The following is a 24,086-nucleotide window of genomic DNA, read 5'->3' as shown; positions in this document are numbered from 1 at the left end:
GCGGCGAAGGGGACGTCCCATGCGCATTCTCGTTACCGGCGGCGCCGGCTACATTGGCTCGATAACGACCCGGGTTCTGCTCGACGCGGGTCACGACTGCGTGGTGCTCGATACGCTCGAGCAGGGCCATGTCGAGGCCATCGATCCTCGTGCGGGGTTCGTGCATGGCTCTGTCGATGACGCCGCGCTGCTCGACGCGTGCCTGCCCGGTTGCGACGCCGTCATGCATCTGGCCGGCTACATCGAGGTGGCTGAGTCGGTTTCTGAGCCCGAGAAGTACCTGCGTAACAACGCAATCGGTCCGCTGGTGATGCTCGAGGCGATGAAGCGACACGAGGTGGGAGCGATCGTCTTCTCGTCGACGGCCGCCGTGTACGGCGAGCCTGAGTCAGTTCCCATTCGAGAAGATGCGCCGACCCGGCCGGTCAACCCGTACGGAGCGAGCAAGCTTGCCTTCGAGGAGAGCCTCGAGGGCTGCCGATACGACCACACCATCGCCTCGATCCGGTTCCGGTACTTCAACGTGGCCGGCGCGTGGCCCGATGGCTCGATGGGGGAGGCTCACTCGCCCGAGACGCACATCGTCCCGCGCGTACTCACAGCTCTGCGCGATGGCCAGGCGCGGTTCGAGGTCTACGGCAACGACTACCCCACGCCGGACGGCACCTGCGTGCGCGACTACATCCACGTGCTCGATCTGGCGAACGCGCACCATATCGGGCTTGAAAGCCTGGGCGCTGGCGGGCGAGGCGGAGTGTTCAACCTAGGTAACGGCCAAGGCTACAGCAACCTGCAGGTCGTGCGCACGTGCGCCGAGGTCAGTGGACGTGAGGTCGAGATCACCATCGGGCCGCGCCGGGCCGGCGACCCGGCTGTGCTCGTCGCTTCCGCCGAAAAGGCGGAGGCTGAACTCGGTTGGCGCCCGGAGCGCGGCGAGTTGGCCGAGATCATCGGAGATGCGTGGCTCTGGCACCTTGAACACCCGAGCGGCTACCGATAGAATCACTACTCGCCGCTTGCGCGGCAGATTGGGCGATTAGCTCAGGGGGAGAGCGCTTCCTTCACACGGAAGAAGTCGTAGGTTCAAATCCTACATCGCCCACCAGCACTTTTGAACGCCCCTTCGGGCTCTCGGCGGAGAGGCCGGAAGGGGCGTTTTCGCTGGTAGCCCGCCCGCGACGGATCGAGCCAAGACCACTGCGCCGGTGGTTTGTCACCACGGCAATGACCCGCGTGGATTGGCCCCGATAGGCCTCAGCCGCACCCGGGTATTCATTCCTCGATGGACGGCCAGCACACCGCCTGGAGTGCGGTGGGCGTTGTACATTGGGGGACGATCATGAGACTGAGCAAGACTGCTAGCGCCTCGCGCGCAGCAATCATCGGCTCGGCGCTGGTGGTGGCGCTCCTGGTCGCGCGCAGTGCCTTTGCGGTAGCGGCGCCTCCTGTCGGGCAGGGCTACATCGGTCTCCCGCCGGACTGGGTCCTTCAGCAGTATTGGAGCGCGAAAGACTCCGTCGTATCCGTGTCGTTTCCCAACGCCACGAACGGATGGGTGTTGCTCGACGGGAGCAACCCGGCGCAAGCACTCTCTATGACGACCAACGGCGGCAAGTCATGGCAGGATGTGCAGCCGGTCGGTTGGCACAAATCGATCAGCGCGATCTCCTTCTCGGACGCCCAGACAGGCTGGGCGGTTGGCGAAAACAACACAATCTACAAGACGACGGACAGTGGCTCGACGTGGACGACGGTTACCACGTCCGTCGGCAGCGCAGGGTTCAACGCCGTCCAGGCGGTGGACTCCCAGCACGTGGTCGCGGTCGGCTCTCCGCTTGAAGTCCTTTCCACGAGCAACGGCTCGGATTGGTCGTCAGCAGCAGTCCTCAATGGCTCGACTGACATCAGCGGGCAAGGCCAACTGCTTGCGCTTCACATGACCGATGCGACACACGGGTGGGCCTGCGGCAGCGACGAGCACGGCTACGGCCGCGTAATTGGTCTTTCGAACGGCAGCTGGACGGACGAGTCTTCCGGCACCGCATCGTTCGATCACCTGTTCCTCGAATCCATTTCGTTTGCCGACGCGTTGCACGGGTGGGTCGTCAGCCAGCACGATCTCTCGGGCGCGGCGCGCGTCTACTCGACGACCAACGGCGGAGCCTCGTGGAGCTTGCTGGCCTCGAACGTGACGACGCAGTATGCGGATGCGCTCGCCTTCGTTGACACGAAACACGGCTTCATCGGCTGCGCCAACAACGGACCATACGAGACGCTCCTTGAGACTACGGACGGTGGAGCGACCTGGAATGGGTTCAACCCGAATCCGCCGGGCTGGGCGGGAGGTAGTGCAATCACCGGATTCGCGTTGCCGGACTCCGACCACGTGTGGGCAGGAGGCGATTTCGGCTTCGGGTTCGCGAACTCCGACCCGGCTGCCATCTGGGCGTTGGTCACAACGCCGTCAGGAACGACGACCTACACGCTCAACTACATCGCTGGGCCGAACGGCTCGATTGTCGGCAGCGCGACGCAAGTCGTGGCCTCCGGCGCCGACGGCACTGCTGTGACCGCCAAGGCCGACGCTGGGTGCCGCTTCACTGGCTGGTCGGATGGCGTGCTCACCGCTACGCGCACCGACACCAATGCAAAGGCGGACCACACATTCACCGCTAGCTTTGCCATCGACACTAGTCTGACCAAGCCGACGGTGCGGCCTTCTTCGCCGAAGCATGGCATAACGGCGACCTTCGAGACCCACATCTCTCCTGTTGCCGCGGCTGCATCGGGTATCACCAAGGTCTATCTGTCGCACTTCGAGACCAAGATCGTGAAGAAGCGGATCAAGGGGCAGATGAAGAAGGTCAAGGTGCACTACTGGAGGCTTCGCAAAGCTCTCATGATGACGGGCAGCTCATCCGGCCGGCTGCGTGCAACCTACAAGCTTCCCGACGCGGGCTCGTGGAAGATGTACGCTGCGTTCGCGGGCTCGGCTAATTACGCAGGCAGCGCATCGACTACGAGGACGTTCACAGCGAAGTAGCCCTCACTGCTCCGCGCTCCAATGCCTGGCCAACGCCACCGAGCGATGCCGCGATGCCCCTGGATACTTCGGTGATGGTGCTATGGGGCGGGAAGTTCCTACTTGCTGAGTGACAAAGCCATCAACGATGGCCCCCAGCACTTTCGAACGTCCCTTTGGGGTCTCTGCGGAGGCTGTCGGAGGGGCGTTTCAGCTGGTAGAAGAATATGGAACTGTCTTCTAGCCGTGCCTTCGCCGGGGCCTTGGTGCGCCGCCCAGCGAAGTGTTACTTGCCGGGCATATACCTTGATGTCAACGAACATTCGTTCGCCCGGGAGGCGATTTGCGTGCTCTGGACCATTGCCCTGATCTTGATAGTCCTCTGGTTGCTCGGCTTCAGCTTCCATATCGGTGGTGGATTGATCCACCTGCTGCTCGTGATCGGGCTCATCGTTCTGGTCGTTCAGTTGTTCCAGATGTTCACGGGCCGACGCGCGGCGTAGAGCTTTGGTAGGACTCGCGGCCGGTGTCGCGCTGAACCAACAGTGTGACGCCGTGGGATGTTCTAAGGTCGTCGGACGCACGTCAAACCGAAAGGTGAACGTCATGGATAGTCATACAGGCGAAGATGTGAAGGGTCGCGTCAAAGAGGCCGCTGGCGATATCACGGGCGACGCCGATCTCAAGCGCGAAGGACAGATCGATCAGGCGAGTGCGGCCACCAAGAAGGCGATTGACGACGTCGCGGACACCATCAAGGACGCGGTCAGTCCGAAGAAGTAGGGCGTTTCGAAGCCAGCGTACAAGTGCCACGTGACAACTCCGTTGACGCACTCAGAGGCTTGGCAATCGCGCTAGTGGTGCTCGGCCACGCCATCCTCGACTCCGCCGCCGTGCTTCACGGCGGGCCGGGGATGATTGATATGGGGCCGTTCTGGATCCCGCTCGCCACCGCGTGGAGCCTGCCACTGAACGTGCTCTATAGCTTCCACATGCCTCTGTTCGCATTCGTCAGCGGGCTCGTCATGTGGCCGCCTCGGGGTCGTTCGTTAGCCGAAGGAATCGCGAGCAGGGCGCGCAGCCTGCTGGTGCCGTACTTCGCATGGTTCGTGATCCTCTACGCGACCAACTGGTCGCCCCACCCCTCAGGGGGGTTCGGCCCAGCGCTCCTCGACGCGCTACTCGGCAGAGACGGTCTTTGGTTCCTCTACGCCCTCTTTGTGAGTACGGCGGTCGTGCTGTGCCTGGAGCGAGTTGCGCGCCCGCGGTGGGTGCTATCGCTTGCCGCACTTGTCGCCATCGCGTGCTCATCCGGATTCGCTTTTGCGGTTCCGAACGTCCTGTATCTGAGCGACGTGCTGTGGATCTTTCCGTTCGTCGTGCTCGGTTATTTGATGGGTCCGTTCAAGTCGCACGTCATCGAGCACGGACGGCTCGTTGCCGCGAGTGGCTTCGTCGTGTTCATGCCGCTTTTCGCCATGCGGTATCCGGTGGAAGTGGCGAGTCTGCAGCCCATCAACCGACTGACGGCGTTGCTCGGCCGGAGCGCGCCAGGTGGAACGACACCCGGGCTCACGGTCTCGTCGCTATCGGTGCTGTTGCCCTACGCGTGCGGGTGCGCAGCTGTCGTCGCGCTGTATGGCCTCTACCTTGGTCGCACAGGTACAGCGATAGACATCCAGGCTTGGCTCGGTCGCAAGAGCCTGGGGATCTACGCGATGCACGGCCCCGTGGTGTGGTGGTTGGCGAGCCACGGAGTCAGAGACGTGGCCGTGCTGACGAGCGTCTCCTTGGGTCTGTGCGTCCTTGCGACCGCCCTCTTGGAAAGAATCCCTCTGCTGCAGGCCGTACTTCTCGGCCAGAGGCGCAGACGATCGAGTGAAGTGTCGGGCTAGAGTCGTTTTTGGCTGCGGCCCCCCTCCAAAGCATGTCTCGCCGGTGGTACGAACTAATGTGGAGGCGAGCAGTTTGGTGGCTTCGGAGATCCAGAGGGTTGCTTTCGGGGAGTAAGATGCGCTCCGAGGGGAATCTGGGCGGACGTGCTCGGGGGTATCTCATGTCCCGCACTCACGATGTTCCTGGGCGCACATTCCAAGTGCGGGCGGACTCGAACGTTCGACTTCGATGCGCAGCGTGTGCCGGTCACGGTGGCGTGCGGCGGCTCCTCGCAGCATTCCTGCTCGCCCTCGCTCTGCTGTTCGGGGCGGTCAGCGTTGCCACGGCGGACACATACGTGGTCTTCAACGACCCGAGCCTTAGAACAGCGGTCGCGAATCAGCTGGTCAAGCAGGGCCAGGTATCAGCCGGCTCCGACGGCACGACGCTCACGCCTTCGGACATGAAGTCGCTGACGGTGCTGTCGGCCTCGGGCCGGGGCATCGTGCAGCTCGAGGGGCTGCAGTGCGCGGCCAATGTCGCGACTCTGGACCTCGGAGGTAACGAGATTGCCAACCTCACTCCGTTGAGCGGGCTCAAGAATCTCGCTGACCTCGACCTGAGTCGAAACGACCTCGACGTGTCCCCTGGCTCTCCGGCTATGTCCGTTATCGCTGCTTTGGAGAGCGTCGGCGCGCACGTGACCTACGGGCCACAGCGCGCTCAACTCTCCCAGCTGGCCGTTTCGTCCTCCGCGTCCACCTATGGGAAGTCCGTGACCTTCTCAGCCAGGATCGTACCGCCGGGGGCGGCGCTGTTGGGCGCATCGAGCATCAGCCTGTACCACCTTGAGACCAAGATTGTGACCCGAAGGATCAAAGGCAAGAGGAAGAAGGTCGCGGTCAACTACTGGCGGCTGCGTCGCACACTCAAGATGCAGGCAGGGCCCGCAGGCGTTCTCTCCGTCAAAGGCAGGCTCCCGTGCGCGGGCGAGTGGCAAGCGCAGGTCGCGAATCCCGGTTCGGCCGACTACGAGTGTTGTACTTCGGTCTCGATGGCGTTCGTGGTTCGAGACCCCCGCATCGATGAGGCGATCGGTTGGGCTCGCCAAAGGCTGGGATCGCACACATGGGACCATTACTGCTTGAGATTCGTTTGTGACAGCTATGCGCAGGGCGCACGCACGTCGGTTCGTCGCTATGACACCGCGAGACAGGCGGCCCACGCCCTCCACGTGACACCACATCAGAGTGCCAACGCACCGCGCGGAGTATGGGTCTTCTACGACTCCACCGCCGGAGGTCACGTCGGGATCTCTCTCGGAAACGGCACCATGATCAATGACTACGGTGGTGCGGGTGTGGAGATCATGCGGATCAAGGACGCAGGCCACTACATCGGCTGGGCCGCACCGCCCCTGTCGCCCTCGATCAACGATTGGAAACAGCCGCCATCGAGATGAGGCCCGAAGGGTTGCGATCATGCCGTGACAAAGCCGTCCACGATGGCCCTAGAGCTTGGCCCAACCTTCAGCAGGCCATACGAGCACAGTGACGAAGAACTCCTGCCCACCCAGAAGTTTGAACTGCGTGGCAGATCGCCCACCAGCAAGAAACGACCCGCTACCTGCAGAAATCCGGGTGGCGGGTCTTGTGTTTCCTCCGGCGCCTCTGCCGCCCTTCTAGCGGCCCGCCTTCGCCAAGGCATCGCGTGGTGGTTCAGCCCGAACATCGAGCGCTGAAGGTGCTGGAGCGCAAGGGCTGCCTCAGACTATCGCGAAAGAATCACCCCCGCGGCTGCGGCGACAGCCCGGGGGTGCGGCACGGCAGGTGGTTGGGTACTCGCCGCGCGTCGAGAGTGTACCCCCGCCTTGAAGCGTGGTCGTGTGCCACACAAAATGATCACAGAGTTCACATGCGGGTTTCGCCTCCGAGGAAGTGGATGAACGCTTAGGGGCTCTAACCATTCACCCCCTCCAATAGACCGCATGCCGACGAATCGAGGCCGTCGGCGACCGGAAAGCTCAGGAATCTCGCGGGTGAGCGTAGGTTTGACCCAGAACCACAGGGGCCGCGAAATGCACTTGCAGCCGGCGTTGATGAGTGCAGCGGCGTAATGTCACGAACAGGGAAAAGGGGTCTTGATCATGGAGAACAAACTGGGTAACCCGGCAGTGGTGGGTCTAGCGGGCTTCGGCCTCACGACGTTTACGCTGCAACTCTTCAATCTGCACATCATCACGCTTGCGCCCGTGATCTGGCTGGGAATCGTCTTCGGCGGAGGCTGTCAGCTGATCGCAGGGCTGATGGAGTTCAAGACCGGGAACAACTTCGGGTTCATGGCGTTCACTGGCTACGGTGCGTTCTGGATCTCGCTCGCGCTTCTACTCGGCTTCGGCACGAGCCCGGTCATGGGCAAGGTGTTCCCCGTTCTAGCCATGGGACCCACCGACCTCGGCTGGTTCCTGGTGGGTTGGACCATCTTCACCGCGATCCTGTTCGTTGGGGCGATGCGCCACAACACGATGCTTGCGTTGGTCTTCCTGACTCTGCTTCTTGGCTTCATCGGGCTCGACGTTGCTGAACTCGGCAAGATGGCAGCCGCAGGCACATTCGCCGCATACGACCTGATCATCTGCGCATTCTGCGCACTGTACCTCGGTGCTTCAACAGCGCTTGCCGACTCGGGCATCAATCTGCCCGTCGGCGGCCCTTGGATGAGCTAGGCAGCTGTTCGCTTCTCGACAGACACTGACTGCGATCACCTGAGGCCCCGCTTCGGCGGGGCCTCGCCATGCTCAGGGCCAGCGCGTGACGCCGCCACGAGGGCAGGTCTCTGCGCACTAAAGACTGGTGGGTAGCAAGGCTATCCGCGACGGCTCTCCAGTACAAAACGGCCCGTGACCTGTGAAAACGCCGGGCGGCGGGTCTTGTTGTCGAGAAGGTGGTGCGCGATTCGAATCGCGAGTCTGGGCCAGATGCCGTCGCCCTGGGCGCCCGGCAAGACTGTTACAAGAAGTTACAGTCCGGAAGCTGCAGCTCCACGCCGATTCACGACGAGTCAGGTGAAACTGTCGGCTCGGTGGTGGTCAGCCACGACGTCACGGAGCAGACGAAGTACACGAAAGCGCTTCGGACCTCACGGGTTCCTGGAGTTCCGAGTCGAGGAGGGAACACGCGATCTTGCCGAGGCGTTGCGGATACTCAAGCGGGCGCGTAGTGCGGGAGAGTGACGGGCCGGACATTGGCGCTCGCTGCTGCGGTCGGCCGACGGCTTGTACGGGGGCAAAACACCCTTGACTTCACCGAAACAACACAATAGTCTGAAGAACGATTAGTGGGTAACCGTGCGGTATTGCAACGCCCTCACGCAAACGTCTCGACCCGCCGCACGAATGCCTGGGATTGTTGAAGGTCTCTTGGGATTCGGGGGCTAGGCAATGGGATGCAAGGAATCGTCTCGGCTCGGCTGGGGTGCGGGTGTGAGCAGGGCGCTCGCCCTTCTGATGCTCGTCGGAGTTCTTGTCTTCGCATTCGTCGGGACTGCGTTCGCGACGTACGGCCAGGTATTCAGCATCCCGGCGCTAACGCCGGGATCCACGGTCGTGATCAACCCAACCTTCACCAAAGCCACATCGGACCCAGGGCCGGCCTCCACGCACTATTTTGAGGTCCATGTCACAGGGCCTAATGCGCAGACGAATGTCGTCGGTGTCGCCGATGGCAACTGGTACCCGCCAGTGCCAACCGAGTCCGGGCCTGGTTTTACCCACTTCGTGTCCAATGAGTACATCACGTGGGTCGGCAATGTGGGCATGCTGAACCCGCCGCCACCCAGCTTGAAGTTCAACGCCGCAGGCACCTATCAGGTGGAGATCAGGCTGTGCGCGGATACGGGCGTTTATCCGTCACCCACGTGGCTTCAGTCAACGACCTACACCGTAACCGTTGCGCCCGTCGTGACCACCCCCGCATCCTCACCGTGGAGCATCGCTCTGGCCCTCGTCGGAGCGCTCGGCGTTGCCGTTCTGGTGCGTCGTAGGGGTAGCGCCTTCTAGCGCAGCGTCTGCGGCTCAGATTTGATTTCGAAGGGCCCCCGGATATCATCCGGGGGCCCTTTCATTGGACGTTGTGCCTTGGGATAGACTGTGTCCGAGAAGCCTTCGAGAGGACGGCATGCGCCAAGCGAAAGACTCACCTCATCCGGACGTCTCGCTTGTGCGGCTTGCCGTTGTCTTTGCCTGCGTGTTCGCGTTGTTTGAGGCCGCAATCTGGGGCGCCACCGCGACCGGACATCTCTATCCACTCATGGAGATCACGGCCAAGACGACCGCCGGGCTTCTGTCCGTTGTCGGCATCCCCGTCGCGCGCAACGGCATCCAACTCATGCTTTCGACACGCATTCTGGAGATCGACCTCGACTGCACCGCGCTGCAACTGGTCGCGCTGTATGCGGCGCTCGTCATCGCGTATCCGCTCTCGGTGCGCGTGAAGTTGGTCGGTCTTGCAGTCGGCGTGCCCGCAATTTTGGTGGCGAATCTGCTTCGACTTCTGGGGGTTGCACTTGCCGCCGAACATCTCGGCCCAGCGCTCTTCGCCTTCGTTCACGACTTCCTGTTCAAGGTAGTGATGGTGCTTGTGATAGTTGCGCTTTGGGGTTGGTGGCTTCAGATGGCGAGGCGCAATGCGGCCGAATCGTGACATCGCAGTGCTCGCGGTTTCCGTGGTGCTGTTCGCCACAGTGCTATCCGTGGTCGCATGGGTGCTGCCGAAGGTCAACTACAATCCCGAGGATGCCCTGATCGTCATTCCGGTTGCGAGCGTCATCCTGAGTGCGCGCGGCGCATCGTGGCGCCGGCGCCTGCTCTACGCGGGTCTGGTGATCGGCGTCTTTCTGCTGGTTGATTTCGCCTTCCTTGCCTCCGGGCTCATGCAGTACTCGTTCGCGGGGCTATCTCAGCTGGATCCGCTGCCATCGGTCTTGGCGGTTGTCTACCTGTTCTTTGCGCAGGGGTTTCCCTTCGTCGTGCTGATACTGTTTGCCGGACGGAACCCCTCGATGCTGTGGACTAAGCCGCGCAAGCGCTGACTAGTCCCCGTGGGGACATCCGTGGCGGGCGTGCCGGCTTCACTCCTGATTGGGAGCGAGTTGGTCCGAGAGCTCCAGCCACCGGTCCTCGAGCTGGGCGACCTGTTGCCGGACTGCCTCAAGCCGTGCTTGGACGTCGAGCAGGGCAGCGTAGTCGGATGGGTCGGTCTCGGCCATTTCGACCCGAACCGCATCAACCTTCTTGCCCAGGGTTTCGAGCTTGCGCTCCGTCGAGGCGAGTTCCTTCTTCAGGACGTACTCCTCGGCCCTGGAGACGGCTTGCGTCCGGCGCTCTTCGGACCGGTCGCCTGCTCGGTTGGCCGAGGGTGAGACTCCACTGCCCAGCACTCCCGCCGAGCCGTCCTTTGACCTCGGCGGTGGGGGCTTCACTGCGGCATCTGCTGTGATCCGTGCGTCCAGAAGCCGAAGGTACTCGTCGACCCCGCCAGGAACGTGGCGCATCTTCCCGTCGACGAGCGCGAACTGATCGTCTGTGACGCGCTCCATCAGGTACCGGTCGTGAGTGATGAGGAGCAGCGTTCCGGGCCAGGTGTCCAGAAGACTCTCCACCACCGCCAGCATGTCGATATCCAGATCGTTGTCCGGCTCGTCCAAGATCAGGACGTTGGGCTTGTCCAGGAGAATGAGCATGAGTTGGAGCCGCCGCTTCTGTCCGCCCGACAGGTCTTCCACGGGCGTCGAGAGCTGCGCGGCATTGAAGCCCAGACGCTCCAGCAGCTGGGCGGGAGTCATCTCCTTGCCGTCGATCTCGTAGCGCGTCTTGTACCGAGAGAGCACCTCTCGAACACGGCAGCTCCCCAGCTCGTTGAGTTCATCGAGATGCTGGGACAGGATGGCAAACTTAACAGTCTTCCCGATCTTCACGTAGCCGGAGGTGGGCTCAAGCGATCCCCGTATGACGTTGAGAAGTGTCGTCTTCCCAGATCCGTTTTCGCCCAGGATGCCGAACCTGTCTCCCGGGCCGATCAGCCAAGTCAGGTCGTCGAGGACGGTCCTGTCTCCGAAGCGCTCGGTGACTCCAACTAAGTCGACGACTTGCTTGCCGAGCCGGGACATCGCAGATCGCTTAAGCTCGATTGAGTCGCGCACCGGCGGCTCGTCGGCGATGAGTGCCTGAGCCAATGCTACGTGAAACTTGGGCTTGGTCGCTCGGGCGCGAGCGCCACGCGAAAGCCACGCAAGCTCCTTGCGCAGGACGTTCTTGCGTTTCTGTTCGGCGGTCTGGGCGGCCTCGGCGCGCTCCACCCGCTGCAGCACGTAGGCCGAGTAACCGCCCTCGAACTGCTCGACCTGCGCGTCGTGGACCTCCCAGGTGCCGAGGCAGACTTCGTCGAGGAACCAACGGTCGTGTGTCACCACCAACAGCGCGCCCGACTTCCTCGGCCAACGCTGCTTGAGGTGGCTGGCGAGCCACGCGATAGCGTGGACATCGAGGTGGTTGGTGGGCTCGTCGAGCATCAGAACGTCGAACTCCCCGACCAGCACTCGAGCAAGGTCCACGCGACGTCTCTGCCCGCCGGACAGTTCGGCGACGCGCGCGCTCCAGGGGATATCCGCGATCAGACCGCGAAGAATGGCGCGGATCCGTGCATCAGATGCCCACGAGTGCTCGGGCACGTCCCCAACGATCGCAAAGCCGACGGTCGCCTGCACATCGAGCGAGTCCGTCTGCTCGAGTGTGCCGATCGTTGTTCCACCCCGCCTGAGGATGCGGCCGTCGTCGGGCTGTGATGAACCCGCGAGCAGCGAAAGCAGCGACGACTTGCCATCGCCGTTGCCGCCGACGACCCCGATGCGGTCACCTTCGTTGACTCCGAGTGACACCGAGTCGAAAAGCTTCTTCGCCGGATACTCGAGGTGGACGTTCTCACATCCAAGCAGATACGCCACTCTAGTGAACCTCAATCCTCGAACAGCCATGGGCACGAAGGACACTATGGCACTGCTCCAGTGAGGAGGATACCTGTCCGCACAGGAGTGAACTTCGAGCACTACGACTGGGTGACCGACGACGGGGGAATTGCTCGGCGAATGGCTTGGGAAATCGCGTCGAACCGGGCTGCCGCCATCGCATGGTTCCAGGGCCCGGCCGCCAACATACTCTCGGCGCCCCACGATACCTAGAGGCAGATGTTGCCAGCCTCTGATGCCTAATGTCGTGCCTGCTCACGGCCGATAGGTGACGTAGGGATCGTCTGTGCCAGGGGGCCGGTGACAGTCACTCTCGGCAGATCAGCCTCGGCACAGTTCTCTGGGGGTGCGTTTCGCATGGGCGACATGCGTCAAGCCAGTCAGCGCGAGACACAGCTGGATGTGATCTCGAGCGTTCTGATTCTTGCGATGGTTGCGGTGGTCGGGCTACTTCTGTGGCTCATGACCTCCAACGGCGTTGCGCTGCCCATTTGGTTTCCGCTCGCCGACTACATTCCGCGAGTTCTCTTGGGCGGTTTTGTCATCCTCGTCGTGCTGTATCTATGGGACCAACGGCGTCGCCTGCGGATTGAGATTGAGAAGGCGTGGGCCGAGACCGAGGCGACCAAGACCGAGCTCAACGCGACGTGCAACTGGCTCGCGTTCTCCCACGACGCCGCATCCAAGCTCGGGACTGACGGCGTTGAGACCGGAATGCGCGAAGTGCTAGCCGACGCAGCAGCGCTCTTTGACGCGGATGCGGCAGCGGTTCTCGGCGAAGACAACGAATACACGTACGTCGCTCAGGGCGCGCCACGCGGTGAAGCAGAGCGCGCCCTGACACACGTGGCCCTAGTTGCAGCAGGCAATGCGTCGCCGCTGCTGATTCAGTCGTTGGGCACCGAGGAAGGTCAGGCCATCGCCGTCCCGCTCCGTGTGCAGGAGGACCTTCGATACGTGCTGTGTATCTGGCGCCGCAAGGCCGATTTCACCACCGAGCAGCTCGATGCACTCGGACTTATGGGACGCATGGTCGAACTCGCGATCGAACGCGAAGAGTCGCTGGGCGAGGCGCAGTCGCAGCTCGAAGGCACACTGCGAGTGCTGCAGTACCTCGTGGCCGACAAGCGCCCCGACTACTCGCGGCACGCCGTCGGTGTCGCTGAACTCTCGGCTGGAATCGGGCACAAGCTCGGACTGCGCCCCGCCGCTCGCAAGGACTTGCGCTTGGCCGGGCTGGTGCATGACGTCGGCATGATGAGCTTGCCACAGGATGTGGGCGATGCCGGCAAGCCGCTCTCCGCAGAAGAAACCATGATGATCCGCCAACACCCGCGGATCGGTGCTGAGATTGCCAAAGCCGCCAACTTCAACGTCGTGATCCAGGAGGCTGTCGCTGGTCACCACGAGCGCATGGACGGGAGTGGATACCCCCTCGGGCTGCGCGGCACGCGCATACCCCTCGAGGCGAGGATCTTGGCCGTTTGCGAGGTCTACGACAGCATGACGCACCGCACGTACCATGGAACGCACAGCAAGCCCGAGGACGCACTGGAGGAACTGCGCCAGAACTCAGGATCGCTCTACGACGCAACGGTGGTCTCGGCTCTGCTCGAGATCGTGTCCGACGCTGCCGAGGTTCCGGCGATGACGGCGAACCTTTTCGAGGAGCCGCCGGTGCATGCCGCAGCGGTCATGCAACGGCCGGCCGAGCTGCGGGTTCCCAGCGCTTGGTCGATGCCCGCGTGACCTGCTGGGAAGGTCACGATGGCGTGTCAGTTGCACGTGTCTGGAATGCGCGGCCCAAGGTGCCGAGGTATAATCCCGGCTGGCCGTCCGCACGTAGCACACGTCCTGGCAAGCGGGCTTCCGTACGTCACTCGAGGTGAATCCCATGGTTGATCGTCATTCGCCCGACAGGCATGCTGTCCGTCGGCGTCGCATTTCGTTCGGTGTTGCACTAGCCGCCTTCGTGCTCGCAGTCGCGTTTGCGGGTAGCGCGCTGGCTGCGACTTTCAATCCCGCGCTGGTCATCTCCGATGACAACTTCCGAGCGTACGACTCGATGTCCAAAAGCGATATCCAGGCGTTCCTGAACTCATCGCCGGTGCTTGCGTCGTTCCAGGACATTGACTATCCGACCGGCAAGAAGGCGCTCGCGTCGACGATCATCTACGACGCTGCTCAGAAGTTTCACATCAACCCTCGCGTGATCCTTGCTCTTCTCCAAAAGGAGCAGAGCCTGCTGACACGGTCGAAGAGCTCGCTCATCACCAAAGGGCACGTGACGACGGACTGGGCGCTGGGCATGGGCTGCCCGGATGGCTATTCGTCGTGCATCAAGTCTGGTTGCCACAGCAGCACCCCGCCTGATAACCGCTACCCGGAGTACCGTGGGTTCGGCAAGCAGATCTGGGCCGCTGCGTGGAGCCTCGATGCGTACGGCGAGAAGGGCAAGACGCGTCCCGGGTGGCACCACACCCCGACGCCGGCCGTCGAGTCGGGCTGGTCGGTGGGCACTACGATGACGATCGGCTCTGTCAAGCTCAAGATCGTGAACCTGGCTACGTACAAGCTCTACACGTACAACCCCAGCATCGGGGCGAAGTCTCCCTACGGCGACCTGTCGTCGCAGGCGGGGAATCTCTCGGGCAACGCGAACCTCTGGTACATCTACCGCAAGTACTTCGGGGACACGTTCGCCAACCCAGCGATCCAGCCGATCTTCCGCCTTCGAAACAAGGGGAACGGCAACTACCTGTACACGAAGTCGCAGGCCGAGCGGTACAACCTCATCCGATCTGGTCGCTGGAAGTACGAGCGGGTTGCCTTCTCCTACGACACTTCGGCCACGGCCAATAACACGCCGGTGATGCGCTTCTACAACCGCAAGACCAAGCAGTACCTCGTTACGGCCTCGACCAAGATGACCGCAACGCTCCGCAGCGCTTCGAAGCGGGCTACCTGGCGCTTTGAGGGCGCGGCGTTCTACTGCTCGACGAGTCCCACCTCGGCGTATGCCGTGTACCAATTCAAGAGCAAGAAGTCTGGCATGTACTTCCTGACTACCTCCATGGGCGATGTGAAGTCGTTGCGGTCGAAGGCGAATCGCAAGAAGTGGTCGTACAGCGGTGTTGTCTTCTACATGGCGCATCGCTAGAACGATCTGCGCGGTGCGGTGAGGGTTGCTCGGCGGGCGTGCTAGACTCTACCGCTGTGATTCTCTCTGTCGATAACATAACCAAGTCATTCGGAGCGCGCGTCCTATTTCAGGACGCGCGTCTGCGTGTCGGCGTGCGAGACCGTGTCGCTCTGGTGGGCCCGAACGGCGCGGGAAAGACCACCCTGCTCGACATTATTGCGGGACGCCAAGATCCCGACGAAGGCTCCGTTAGCTTCGCGCGAGGCGCGGTTGTGGGCTATCTCGAGCAGGAAGCCATCGAGATGGCGGGCCGCACGGTCCTCCAGGAGGCGATGGCATCCGCCGAACACGTGACCTCGATCGAACACCGCCTCAGCCTGCTGCAGGACGACCTTGCGGCCAGCGAGGAGGGGGAAGAGCAGGAGCTCCTACTCGCGGAGTACGGTCGCCTGCACGAGAGCTTCGAAGCCATGGGCGGCTACTCGCTGGAGTCCGAGGCGCGCGCGGTGCTGTTCGGCCTGGGCTTCAAGGAGGTCGACCTCGACCGCGACGTTGCCGAGTACTCCGGCGGTTGGCAGATGCGTCTGGCACTTGCGAAGCTTCTGCTGCGCCAGCCCGACGTGCTCCTTCTCGACGAGCCCACCAACCACCTCGACCTGGAGTCCGTGCAGTGGCTCGAGGGGTTCCTGCGCTCCTACGATGGCGCCATCGTGCTGGTCAGTCACGACCGCGCCTTCATAGAGAACCTTGTCGACCACGTCGCCGAGATCGATCTGGGCCAAGTCAAGCTCTACCCCGGCACCTACTCTGCCTACATTGCCGCCCGTGAGCTTGCGATGGAACAGCTGCTGGCTGCCTACGAGGCGCAGCAGAAAGACATCGCGCACATGGAGGCGTTCGTAGAGCGTTTCCGCGCAAAGAACACCAAGGCCAAGCAGGCGCAGGATCGCCAGAAGAAGCTCGGCAAGATTGAACGCATCGTGATACCCGAGCAGCGCAAGCAGGTGACGTTCCGCTTCCCGCAGCCCCCGCGTACGGGCGACGTCGTCATGAAGCTCGAAGGCGTGAGCAAGGCTTACGGCGAGAATGTCGTATACAAGGATCTCGACTTCGCGCTGTACCGCGGCGACAAGGTCGCCTTGGTCGGACCGAACGGCGCGGGCAAGTCCACGCTGCTTAAGATGCTTGCGGGCGTGCTCGAGACCGACGAGGGCGAGCGCATCCTAGGCCACCACGTGGATGTGTCGTACTTCGCTCAGCACCAGCTCCAGGCGCTGCATCTCGACAAGACCGTCTATCAGGAACTCGACGGTGTGGCGCAGGGCTGGACGCAGCCGGAGGTGCGCTCGCTTCTCGGCGCCTTCCTGTTCCGAGGCGACGACGTCGAGAAGAAGGTCCGGGTTCTGTCAGGCGGCGAGAAGGGCCGTTTGGCGCTGGCGAAGATGCTGGTCAAGCCGGCACCGCTGCTGTGCCTCGACGAGCCGACCAACCACTTGGACATCGCGTCTTCCGACGTACTCGAGCAGGCGCTGAAACGTTTCAACGGCACGATTGCGCTCATCACCCACGATCGGCACCTCATCCGCTCGATCGCCAACAAGATCGTCGAGGTCCGAGACGGCCGAGTTCGGCTCTTCGACGGCGACTACGACTACTACCTGTTCAAGCGCGAACAGGAGGAGAAGGCCTCGGGTGCATCGGCGGCAGCGCCGTCTTCCACGCGCACCCTGAGCCAAGCGACGCGCGGGGCCTCGCACGCGACGGCAGCTGCAGCTTCGCCGGGTACCAAGCCGGTGGGCGATGTGCGCGGCGTTCCTCGGCGGGTGCACGGCAAGGGGGGAGCGGACGTGGCTTCTGCGGTAGCGCCTGTAGTCACGGGTCCCAAGACCAAGGAGCAGAAGCGTGCCGAGGCCGAGGCGCGCAACAAGGCGTATCGATCGACTAAAGGCCGCAAGGAGCGTCTGAAGGTACTGGATGCGGAGCTTGCGACCGCGCAGGCTCGTCACGACGAGCTGGTGGAGTTGATGGCTCGTCCCGAGACCTACGCGACTCCGGCGGCCTTCGACGCGGCAATCGCCGAGTACAACGCTCTGAAGGCCAAGCTCCCTCGGCTGGAAGAAGAGTGGATCACGGTCTCAGAGGAGATCGAGCGGCTTTCGGCGAACGAGAACGAGTAAGCCGCCGTTTACCGTCCCGGCCCCGCCGTCTACCGGCGAGTTGGCGCCATCTGAGCCTTCTACCTGCGCAAACTGGCTGTCATGCGCTACTTTGTAACTAACTTCACAAAGTCTGTTCACTCGATTACACTGACGCCAGTCGTTCCTCCGCACCGTTGTTCGCGCGGAGTGTTCCTGAGTCAGCTGTCTAACCGGCTCTTGGCGGACGTTCGCCGAGAAGACAGAGCCAGGAGGTCGAATGCAGGGGGCGTTTGCGCAGGGGATGCTGTTCGTGGTTGGCCTCGCTACAGCGGCGACGGCCTTCATCCTCGTGGTCTTTGTGGCCAACTCACTGCTGTCTCCTCGGGCCCCTAGCGCCTCGAAGAACTCTCCCTTCGAGTGCGGCATGGAACAGGCCGGCGAACCGTGGACCGCTCCACGCCTTCGTTTCTCAACCATCGCAGCGCTCTTCGTGCTTTTCGACGCCGAAGCGGTGCTTCTCTTCGCCGTGACGACCGGCATCCGCGGAAACGAGCTTGTCGAGGTCGCTGCGTTCCTCGCGTTTCTGACGCTCGGGCTGGCCTATGCCTGGCGGAAGGGAGCGCTCGAGTGGCGATCGTAGACAACATCGGCACGGCACTGAGCGGCAGCGGCGGGAGCGTCATCCTGACGAGCGTCGACAAGCTGGTCGACTGGTCGCGCGGGCAGTCCCTATGGGCGTTTCCAATGGGCACTGCGTGCTGCGCGATGGAGCTCATCGCAGCGTCGTTCAACAAATTCGACTTCGATCGGCTGGGAACGTTTCCGCGCCCCGACCCTCGGCATACCGACGTGATGATCCTCGCTGGCACGATCACCGAGAAGATGAAGCCCGCGGTCAAGCTGCTCTACGACCAGATGCCCGAACCCAAGTGGGTGGTTGCGATGGGGAACTGCACCGTGTCCGGCGGGATCTTCTACTACGACACGTACTCCGTGGTGCGCGGTGCGGACACCTTCCTGCCGATCGACGTCTACATCGCGGGCTGTCCTCCGCGCCCAGAGTCTCTCCAAGACGGCATCATCCAGCTGCGCGAGCTGGTCAGGGAGGAGTCCATCGCCCCGGGCAAGCGCCACGAGCGCAAGACGCTGCTTCCACGCAAGGGCGAAGGGGCTGGTGACGCCCTGTGAGCCCACACGATGTGCGTCACCACCTCGCCGAGCTGTCGCCACAACTCGATGCGCGCATCAGCGACCACTTCGAGGACGTCGTGATCGAGGTCGGGAGCGCGAACCTGCTTCAGACCGCGTCGGAGCTTCTGGAGCTCGGCTTCGATCGGCTCGGCATGGTCACCGCGGTCGATACCGGCGATGACTTCGAGATGGTCTACCGGGTCACGTCGCGATCGCTGTCCTGCAGTGCGTTCGTCAAGACGCGTGTCGGCCGCATCGAGCCACGCGTCGCCTCGCTGTGCCCCGTGTGGCCGGCCGCGAACTGGCAGGAGCGCGAGGTGTGGGACCTCTTCGGCATCCACTTTACGGGTCACCCCGACATGCGGCGCATTCTGCTTCCCGAGGAGTGGCCGGGTTGGCCTCTTCGCAAGGATTACGACGACCCGAACGTCATCCGCCGTCCGGACTACATCTAGAGAGGGGGTCGACGATGCCTCTGGAGGTAGAATCGCGCCGCACGGCGCTTAGCGAAGACGGGCGCCCCATCGAGGAGCTCGTGCTCAACGTCGGCCCTTCGCACCCGTCAACGCACGGTGTTGGCCGCTTCGTCGTCCATCTGGACGGCGATGTCATCGTCAAGGTCGACCCGATGATCGGATACCTGCATCGCGGCATCGAGAAGATGGCCGAGAACCGCACGTACCTGCAGATCGTGCCGCTGACCGATCGGCTCGACTACGTTGGGTCGATGTACGCAAACTGGGCGTACTGCCGCACGGTGGAACGTCTGGCCGGGATCCGCGTGCCGGAGCGCGCCGAGTATCTGCGCGTGATCGTGTGCGAGCTGCAGCGTATGGCGAGCCACATGATGGGAATCGGCGCCGCAGCTGCCGACACGGGCGCGTTTTCGATGTTCATCTACGCGTTTGATCTGCGCGAACGCATCGTCGAGCTGTTCGAGGACCTCTGTGGGGCTCGGCTGACCTACAACTACGTACGGCCTGGGGGAGTGAGCTACGACGCCCCCGACGGCTGGTTCGACAAGGTCTCGGCGTTCATAGGAACGGTCGACGCCACGCTTGCCGAGATGGACTCGCTGTTCTTTGGCAACGTGATCACTCGCGGGCGACTGAAGGGGATCGGCGTGCTGTCGGCTCAGGACGCTGTCGCCTGCGGCGCCTCGGGTCCTGTTGCACGCGGCAGTGGCGTGAACTGGGATCTGCGCAAGCACGACCCCTACTCGGTGTATCCGCGCATGGAGTTCGACGTGGTCGTCGGTGACAAGGGTGATGCCTACGACCGCGGGCGTGTGAAGCTCTTCGAGTGCTACGAGTCGGCCAAGATCGTCGATCAGTGCATCGCGCAGATGCCCGGTGGCCACTTCAAGGCCGAGGGGCTGCCACGCTTGATTGCACCGCCCGCAGGTGACGCCTACGACCACATCGAATCTGCCAGAGGCTCGCTTGGCGTCTACCTCGTGTCAGACGGTTCGCCCAGACCCTACCGCATGAAGGTTCGCTCGCCGGCCTTCTGTAATCTGTCGCTCGCCGGCATGCTTGCCGCCGGTCACACCCTGCCCGACCTCGTGGTGGTTCTCGGGTCGCTCGACCCTGTCTTCGGGGAGATCGACCGATGAACACCTTCGCATGGGGACTCATCGTAGGTCTTGCCGCGGGGCTCTTGATCGCGGTGGCTGCGCTTATCGGCGTGTGGGCCGAGCGTAAGGTCGCCGCTCGCATCCAGATGCGCCTGGGACCCCAGGAGGCTGGCCCGTTCGGCTTGCTTCAGACGCTTGCGGATACCGTGAAGCTGGTGCTCAAGGAAGACATCACTCCTACACAGGCCGACACCCCGGTCTTCCGTATCGCACCGCTGCTCGTGTTCGTGCCGGTCGCGTCCTCGCTGGCGGTCATCCCGTTTGCCGCGGGTTGGGCGCCGTTCAACATCGCTTCAGGTGTGCTGTTCTTCCTAGCCGTACCAGCCATCTCGGTCATCGGAATGCTCATCGCCGGCTGGTCGTCGCGCAACTCCTACGCGTCGATCGGTGGCGTTCGAGGTGCCGCGCAGATGATCTCCTACGAGCTGCCGCGCACGCTGTCCGTACTCGCGCTGTGCCTCCTTGCGGGCTCAATCTCGACCGTCTCGGTCCACGACGCATGGCGCTTCTGGTGGCTGCCGCTCAACGCGATCGGCTTCCTCGTCTACTTCATCGCATCGCTCGCCGAGCTTAACCGCGGCCCATTTGACCTATCGGAGGCCGAATCCGAGTTGGTGGCGGGGTACTTTGCCGACTATTCGGGCATCCGTTGGGCCGTGTTCATGATGGCCGAGTACGGCGGCATCGTGGCGGCATCGCTGTTCGGCGCCGCGATGTTCTTTGGCGGCGGACTCGGGCTGCCGGGCGTGTTCGGTGGGCTGATCTTCGTCGCCATCGCGGCGGCGATTGCGGTCACTATGATGTGGGCGAAGTGGACATTTCCCCGCATGCGTCCTGACCAGCTCATGTCACTGGCGTGGAAGGTACTTACGCCCATGGCCCTCGTTCAGCTCGTGCTGGTCGGGCTGGTGATTCCATGGCGGTAGTCCCTGAGAATACGGGCACGCGCGCTCCGGATCGCACGCCATCCTCCGTGCGACTGCGCGTGTCGGTCACCAACGACTTCGCTCCAGGAGTCCGCGGCTTCTTCGAGCGCTGGCGGAGCGTCTTCGCCGGCATGGCGATCACCGGCAAGCGTGCCAGCGGCAAGGCTGAGACGCTGCGTTACCCGTTCGAGAAGATCACCCTCTCGCCACGCTGGCGCGGTGCTCTGCGCCTGACTGGCATTCTCGGACGCGACGAGATTCCGGTCATTCGATCGATGCCGCAGGAGTACAACGGCCTGATCGACCGTCTCTACTCAGAGGACCACCTGCCTCCGTGCGTGGGCAACTGTCCTGCGAACGTGGACGCGCGCGGTCAGTCCTACTTCCTGGCCGAAGAGAAGGTTGCCGAGGCCTACGAGCTCGTGCGCGACCGCAACATCATGCCGGGCGTGCTCGGCCGCATCTGCCATCACCCTTGCGAGGCAGCCTGCAAGCGCAACTACTACGACGAGCCGATCGCAATCCGTCCGCTGCATAGAGTCGCGTACGAACGCTACGCCGAGGTACGCGACGAGCGGGTCAAGCCTCTGCCCAAGACTCGCGACCAGCGCGTGGCGATCATCGGCTCTGGGCCGAGTGGGCTCTCGGCGGCCTACGATTTGATGCGCAACGGCTACACCGTCGTGGTCTACGAAAAGGACCACCATGCGGGTGGCGCGCTGTACTCAGGCGTTCCCGCGTACAGGCTGCCGCGGGACGTGCTCAAGCAGGAAGTCGACGACCTGATCACGATGGGGATGGAGCTCAAACTCAACGTGTCTGTGGGCGACGACGTGCCGATCGACTACCTGATCGGCGAGTACGACGCCGTGCTGATCTCGGCGGGACTGCAAGACAGCCGGATTCTGCCGCTGCCCGGCGCCGATTCGCACGGCGTGGTGGGCGCACTGCCGTTCCTGCGCGATGGGAACTGGAAGGGCGACGCAGGCGTCAAAGGAAAGCGCGTCGTCGTGATCGGCGGCGGCAACGTCGCTGTGGACTGCGCACGGGTTGCCCTGCGGGTGGGCGCGACCGCTGTGACGCTGACGGCGCTCGAGAGCCAAGAGGAGCTGCCCGCGCACCCTTGGGAGATCCAAGAGGCGCTCGACGAGGGTGTGACGATCGACTGCTCCTGGGGCCCCAACTCCGTCCTGAACGAGGACGGCAAGGTCACAGGCATGCGTATGCAGTCGTGCCTGTCCGTCTTCGACGCTCAAGGACGCTTCTCGCCCAAGTTCGCCGATGAGTTCACCGACATGCCCGCCGATGTCGTTGTCTTCGCGATCGGCCAGGCGCCGAAGCTCGCCGGCATCGTCGCAGGTAGCGACCTGCTACTGACCGAACGCGGGCTGCTTCCCGTTGACGGTTCTCTGATGACCACCAAGATGCCCGGTGTTTTCGCGTGTGGCGAGGTCGTAACCGGCCCCGGCTCTTGCATCGCGTCGATTGCGAGCGGCCATGAGGCCGCCAACTCCATCCACCGCTTCCTATCAGGCGACGACCTTTCGGCCGACCGCGTCTATCGGCCGGTTCCGGTCTACGCTCGCTACCAGAAGGCGCGGATCGACGGCGTCGAGAACTCGCGTCGGCGCGTCGAGATGCCTGAGGCAAGGGGCTTGGAGCGCGCGAAGGACTTCAGGCAGGTGGAGCTGGGCTTCACACGCGTCGAGGGTCAGGCCGAGGCCGCGCGCTGTCTGCGCTGTTCCTCGGAGGTATGCGTGGGCTGCACGTTCTGCGCCCGGACCTGCCCTGACTTCGCGATCCGAGTCGAGCGTGTCGACGACCCCGATGGGCGCTGCGTGACTCGCTACGACATGGACCTCTCCAAGTGCTGCTTCTGCGGACTGTGTGCCGAGCAGTGCCCGACCGGCGCGCTGAAGCACACCGGTCAGTACGAGCTGTCGTTCTATTCGCGAGAGCTCACGCTGTTCGACAAGGACGAGATGGTGCGCTCTGGAGACGGCAGCCGTGCGACGGGCCGCGACTCCGTGAAGGGCGCGGCGTCCGGCGAGGCTTGCGTGCCCGGGGGATCCATAACTGAGGACAGCGCCCCGGCCAACCCAGAGGACTCGCACGATTCCGCGAAGGGGGTGACCCAGTGAGCGAGCTAGTCTCCCAGTCGCTCTTCTGGTTGCTCTCGGCGGTGGCGATCGTCGGCGCACTGTTCGTGCTGCTGGAGCGCGATGTGATGCGCATGGCGCTCGGACTTGGGGCGTTCCTGCTGGCCATTGCCGGCTTCTTCGCCTACTACGGCTTCGGGTTCCTCGCGCTGGCCGAGCTGTTTGTCTACGTCGGCGGCGTGCTCGTGCTCATCTTGTTCGCGATCATGCTCGTGCACCGCGGTCCTGGTGGCGCGCCCACGCTCGAGAGCCGATTCGATCCGCTCTACGTGATCGCCTCGCTTACGGTCTCGGCGATGCTCTTCTTGATGCTTCGCCCCGTGGTCGCGGTCAGTGGTTCGACCCCGAGTGTCGGTGGACCTGCCGAACTCGCTACGTTGCTACTCGGCCCGATGCTGCCACAGTTCGAGGCGGTCGGAGCGCTACTTCTGGTCGCTCTGGTGGCCGTCGTGTTCGTGATGGGCGGTGAGCGCCGATGATGCTCGTCGCTGTCGCCTGCCTGCTCTTCGGTCTGGGCCTGTCCGGCGTTCTCGTTCGCCGAGATGTCGTCGCCGTGCTCGCGAGCATCGAAGTGATGCTGGGAGCCGCGTTGTTGTTGCTGGTCGGGCTGGGTGCGACGCTGCGAACGGCACATCCCGCCAACGTCCAAGGAATCGCGCTCATGGTCCTCGTGGTGATTGCCGCTGAGGCTGCCGTCGGGCTTGCGCTGCTTGTCGCTGTCGCCCGAGAGATGCGCACGACTCGTGTCGATGAGCTGACGGAGGTGAGAGGCTGATGTCGACGCTCGTCGCAGCGCCGTGGCTCGGGTTTGCGCTTCCGATCCTGCTCGCGCTGGTCGTCGTCGTTTTGGGCCGCGTCTCCAAGGCACTCGTTCCATGGGTGGCAATGCTCGCACCGCACACGGTGCTCGGCATCGGCGTGGGCTCTCTGGCAGTCGCGATTCATGAGCCGGCAGTCGAGCCCCCGTGGACGAGCGT

Annotated in this window: 23 protein-coding genes and 1 tRNA gene; 23 read left to right on the top strand and 1 reads right to left on the bottom strand. The window is 63.3% G+C overall.

Annotated elements, in window-relative coordinates; all coding sequences use genetic code 11:
* Positions 1-19: 19 nt before the first annotated feature.
* From galE to P4L93_04785, 11 genes are all read left to right on the top strand, one after another.
* The gene (gene galE, locus P4L93_04835; protein ID MDR3686266.1) at positions 20-1,000 is read left to right on the top strand and encodes a UDP-glucose 4-epimerase GalE; all 981 of its coding nucleotides are present in this window, start codon (positions 20-22) and stop codon (positions 998-1,000) included.
* Positions 1,001-1,030: 30 nt separating this feature from the next.
* Positions 1,031-1,105, top strand: a tRNA-Val gene (locus P4L93_04830).
* A gap of 234 nt (positions 1,106-1,339) precedes the next feature.
* Positions 1,340-3,043 carry a YCF48-related protein gene (locus P4L93_04825; protein ID MDR3686265.1) on the top strand — a complete coding sequence of 568 codons (1,704 nt, stop codon included), beginning with the start codon at positions 1,340-1,342 and terminating at the stop codon, positions 3,041-3,043.
* A 326-nt stretch (positions 3,044-3,369) separates the two neighbouring features.
* The gene (locus P4L93_04820; protein ID MDR3686264.1) at positions 3,370-3,525 is read left to right on the top strand and encodes a lmo0937 family membrane protein; all 156 of its coding nucleotides are present in this window, start codon (positions 3,370-3,372) and stop codon (positions 3,523-3,525) included.
* Between the two features lie 103 nt (positions 3,526-3,628).
* Positions 3,629-3,805: a CsbD family protein gene (locus P4L93_04815; protein MDR3686263.1), complete on the top strand. Its 177-nt coding sequence runs from the start codon at positions 3,629-3,631 to the stop codon at positions 3,803-3,805.
* A 23-nt stretch (positions 3,806-3,828) separates the two neighbouring features.
* On the top strand, positions 3,829-4,917 hold the full coding sequence (locus P4L93_04810; protein ID MDR3686262.1) for an acyltransferase family protein: 1,089 nt from the start codon (positions 3,829-3,831) through the stop codon (positions 4,915-4,917).
* Positions 4,918-5,174: 257 nt separating this feature from the next.
* Complete coding sequence (locus P4L93_04805) at positions 5,175-6,359, top strand: NlpC/P60 family protein (GenBank protein MDR3686261.1); 1,185 nt, start codon at positions 5,175-5,177, stop codon at positions 6,357-6,359.
* Between the two features lie 684 nt (positions 6,360-7,043).
* Complete coding sequence (locus P4L93_04800; GenBank protein ID MDR3686260.1) at positions 7,044-7,622, top strand: acetate uptake transporter; 579 nt, start codon at positions 7,044-7,046, stop codon at positions 7,620-7,622.
* Positions 7,623-8,336: 714 nt separating this feature from the next.
* The gene (locus tag P4L93_04795; GenBank protein ID MDR3686259.1) at positions 8,337-8,954 is read left to right on the top strand and encodes a hypothetical protein; all 618 of its coding nucleotides are present in this window, start codon (positions 8,337-8,339) and stop codon (positions 8,952-8,954) included.
* A 118-nt stretch (positions 8,955-9,072) separates the two neighbouring features.
* Complete coding sequence (locus P4L93_04790) at positions 9,073-9,597, top strand: archaeosortase/exosortase family protein (protein MDR3686258.1); 525 nt, start codon at positions 9,073-9,075, stop codon at positions 9,595-9,597.
* Positions 9,581-9,985 (top strand): hypothetical protein, encoded by a 405-nt coding sequence (locus tag P4L93_04785; protein ID MDR3686257.1) that lies wholly within the window; start codon positions 9,581-9,583, stop codon positions 9,983-9,985. The genes P4L93_04790 and P4L93_04785 overlap by 17 nt, the downstream gene beginning before the upstream one ends.
* Before the next feature lie 39 nt (positions 9,986-10,024).
* Here P4L93_04785 and P4L93_04780 read toward each other — a convergent pair whose 3' ends face one another.
* Positions 10,025-11,896, bottom strand: a complete 1,872-nt coding sequence (locus tag P4L93_04780) for an ABC-F family ATP-binding cassette domain-containing protein (GenBank protein MDR3686256.1) — start codon at positions 11,894-11,896, stop codon at positions 10,025-10,027.
* A 378-nt stretch (positions 11,897-12,274) separates the two neighbouring features.
* On the opposite strand from P4L93_04780, the gene P4L93_04775 reads away from it, so the two are divergent.
* The 12 genes from P4L93_04775 to P4L93_04720 all read left to right on the top strand — a co-directional run.
* On the top strand, positions 12,275-13,666 hold the full coding sequence (locus P4L93_04775; GenBank protein ID MDR3686255.1) for an HD domain-containing phosphohydrolase: 1,392 nt from the start codon (positions 12,275-12,277) through the stop codon (positions 13,664-13,666).
* Positions 13,667-13,811: 145 nt separating this feature from the next.
* Positions 13,812-15,077, top strand: a complete 1,266-nt coding sequence (locus P4L93_04770; protein ID MDR3686254.1) for a hypothetical protein — start codon at positions 13,812-13,814, stop codon at positions 15,075-15,077.
* Between the two features lie 56 nt (positions 15,078-15,133).
* On the top strand, positions 15,134-17,236 hold the full coding sequence (locus P4L93_04765) for an ABC-F family ATP-binding cassette domain-containing protein (GenBank protein MDR3686253.1): 2,103 nt from the start codon (positions 15,134-15,136) through the stop codon (positions 17,234-17,236).
* Positions 17,237-17,474: 238 nt separating this feature from the next.
* Positions 17,475-17,837, top strand: a complete 363-nt coding sequence (locus tag P4L93_04760) for an NADH-quinone oxidoreductase subunit A (protein MDR3686252.1) — start codon at positions 17,475-17,477, stop codon at positions 17,835-17,837.
* Positions 17,825-18,385 (top strand): NADH-quinone oxidoreductase subunit B, encoded by a 561-nt coding sequence (locus P4L93_04755; GenBank protein ID MDR3686251.1) that lies wholly within the window; start codon positions 17,825-17,827, stop codon positions 18,383-18,385. The genes P4L93_04760 and P4L93_04755 overlap by 13 nt, the downstream gene beginning before the upstream one ends.
* Positions 18,382-18,843, top strand: coding sequence for an NADH-quinone oxidoreductase subunit C (locus P4L93_04750; protein ID MDR3686250.1), 462 nt, complete (start codon positions 18,382-18,384; stop codon positions 18,841-18,843). The genes P4L93_04755 and P4L93_04750 overlap by 4 nt, the downstream gene beginning before the upstream one ends.
* 14 nt (positions 18,844-18,857) lie before the next feature.
* A complete protein-coding gene (locus tag P4L93_04745) occupies positions 18,858-20,003 on the top strand; it encodes an NADH-quinone oxidoreductase subunit D (GenBank protein MDR3686249.1) in 1,146 nt (381 codons plus the stop codon).
* On the top strand, positions 20,000-20,950 hold the full coding sequence (gene nuoH, locus P4L93_04740; GenBank protein MDR3686248.1) for an NADH-quinone oxidoreductase subunit NuoH: 951 nt from the start codon (positions 20,000-20,002) through the stop codon (positions 20,948-20,950). The genes P4L93_04745 and nuoH overlap by 4 nt, the downstream gene beginning before the upstream one ends.
* Positions 20,941-23,091 carry an FAD-dependent oxidoreductase gene (locus tag P4L93_04735; protein MDR3686247.1) on the top strand — a complete coding sequence of 717 codons (2,151 nt, stop codon included), beginning with the start codon at positions 20,941-20,943 and terminating at the stop codon, positions 23,089-23,091. The genes nuoH and P4L93_04735 overlap by 10 nt, the downstream gene beginning before the upstream one ends.
* Positions 23,088-23,588 (top strand): NADH-quinone oxidoreductase subunit J, encoded by a 501-nt coding sequence (locus P4L93_04730; protein ID MDR3686246.1) that lies wholly within the window; start codon positions 23,088-23,090, stop codon positions 23,586-23,588. The genes P4L93_04735 and P4L93_04730 overlap by 4 nt, the downstream gene beginning before the upstream one ends.
* Positions 23,585-23,884: an NADH-quinone oxidoreductase subunit NuoK gene (nuoK, locus tag P4L93_04725; protein MDR3686245.1), complete on the top strand. Its 300-nt coding sequence runs from the start codon at positions 23,585-23,587 to the stop codon at positions 23,882-23,884. Before P4L93_04730 ends, nuoK begins: the two co-directional genes overlap by 4 nt.
* Positions 23,884-24,086: hypothetical protein (locus tag P4L93_04720; GenBank protein MDR3686244.1), on the top strand; the 203-nt coding region annotated here is incomplete at its 3' end. The genes nuoK and P4L93_04720, both read left to right, overlap by 1 nt.

The sequence above is a fragment of the Coriobacteriia bacterium genome (assembly GCA_031292615.1).
GTDB lineage: Bacteria > Actinomycetota > Coriobacteriia > Anaerosomatales > JAAXUF01 > JARLGT01.
The sequence above is the reverse complement of the archived record's forward strand: the minus strand, read 5'-3'. Positions and strand labels throughout refer to the sequence as shown.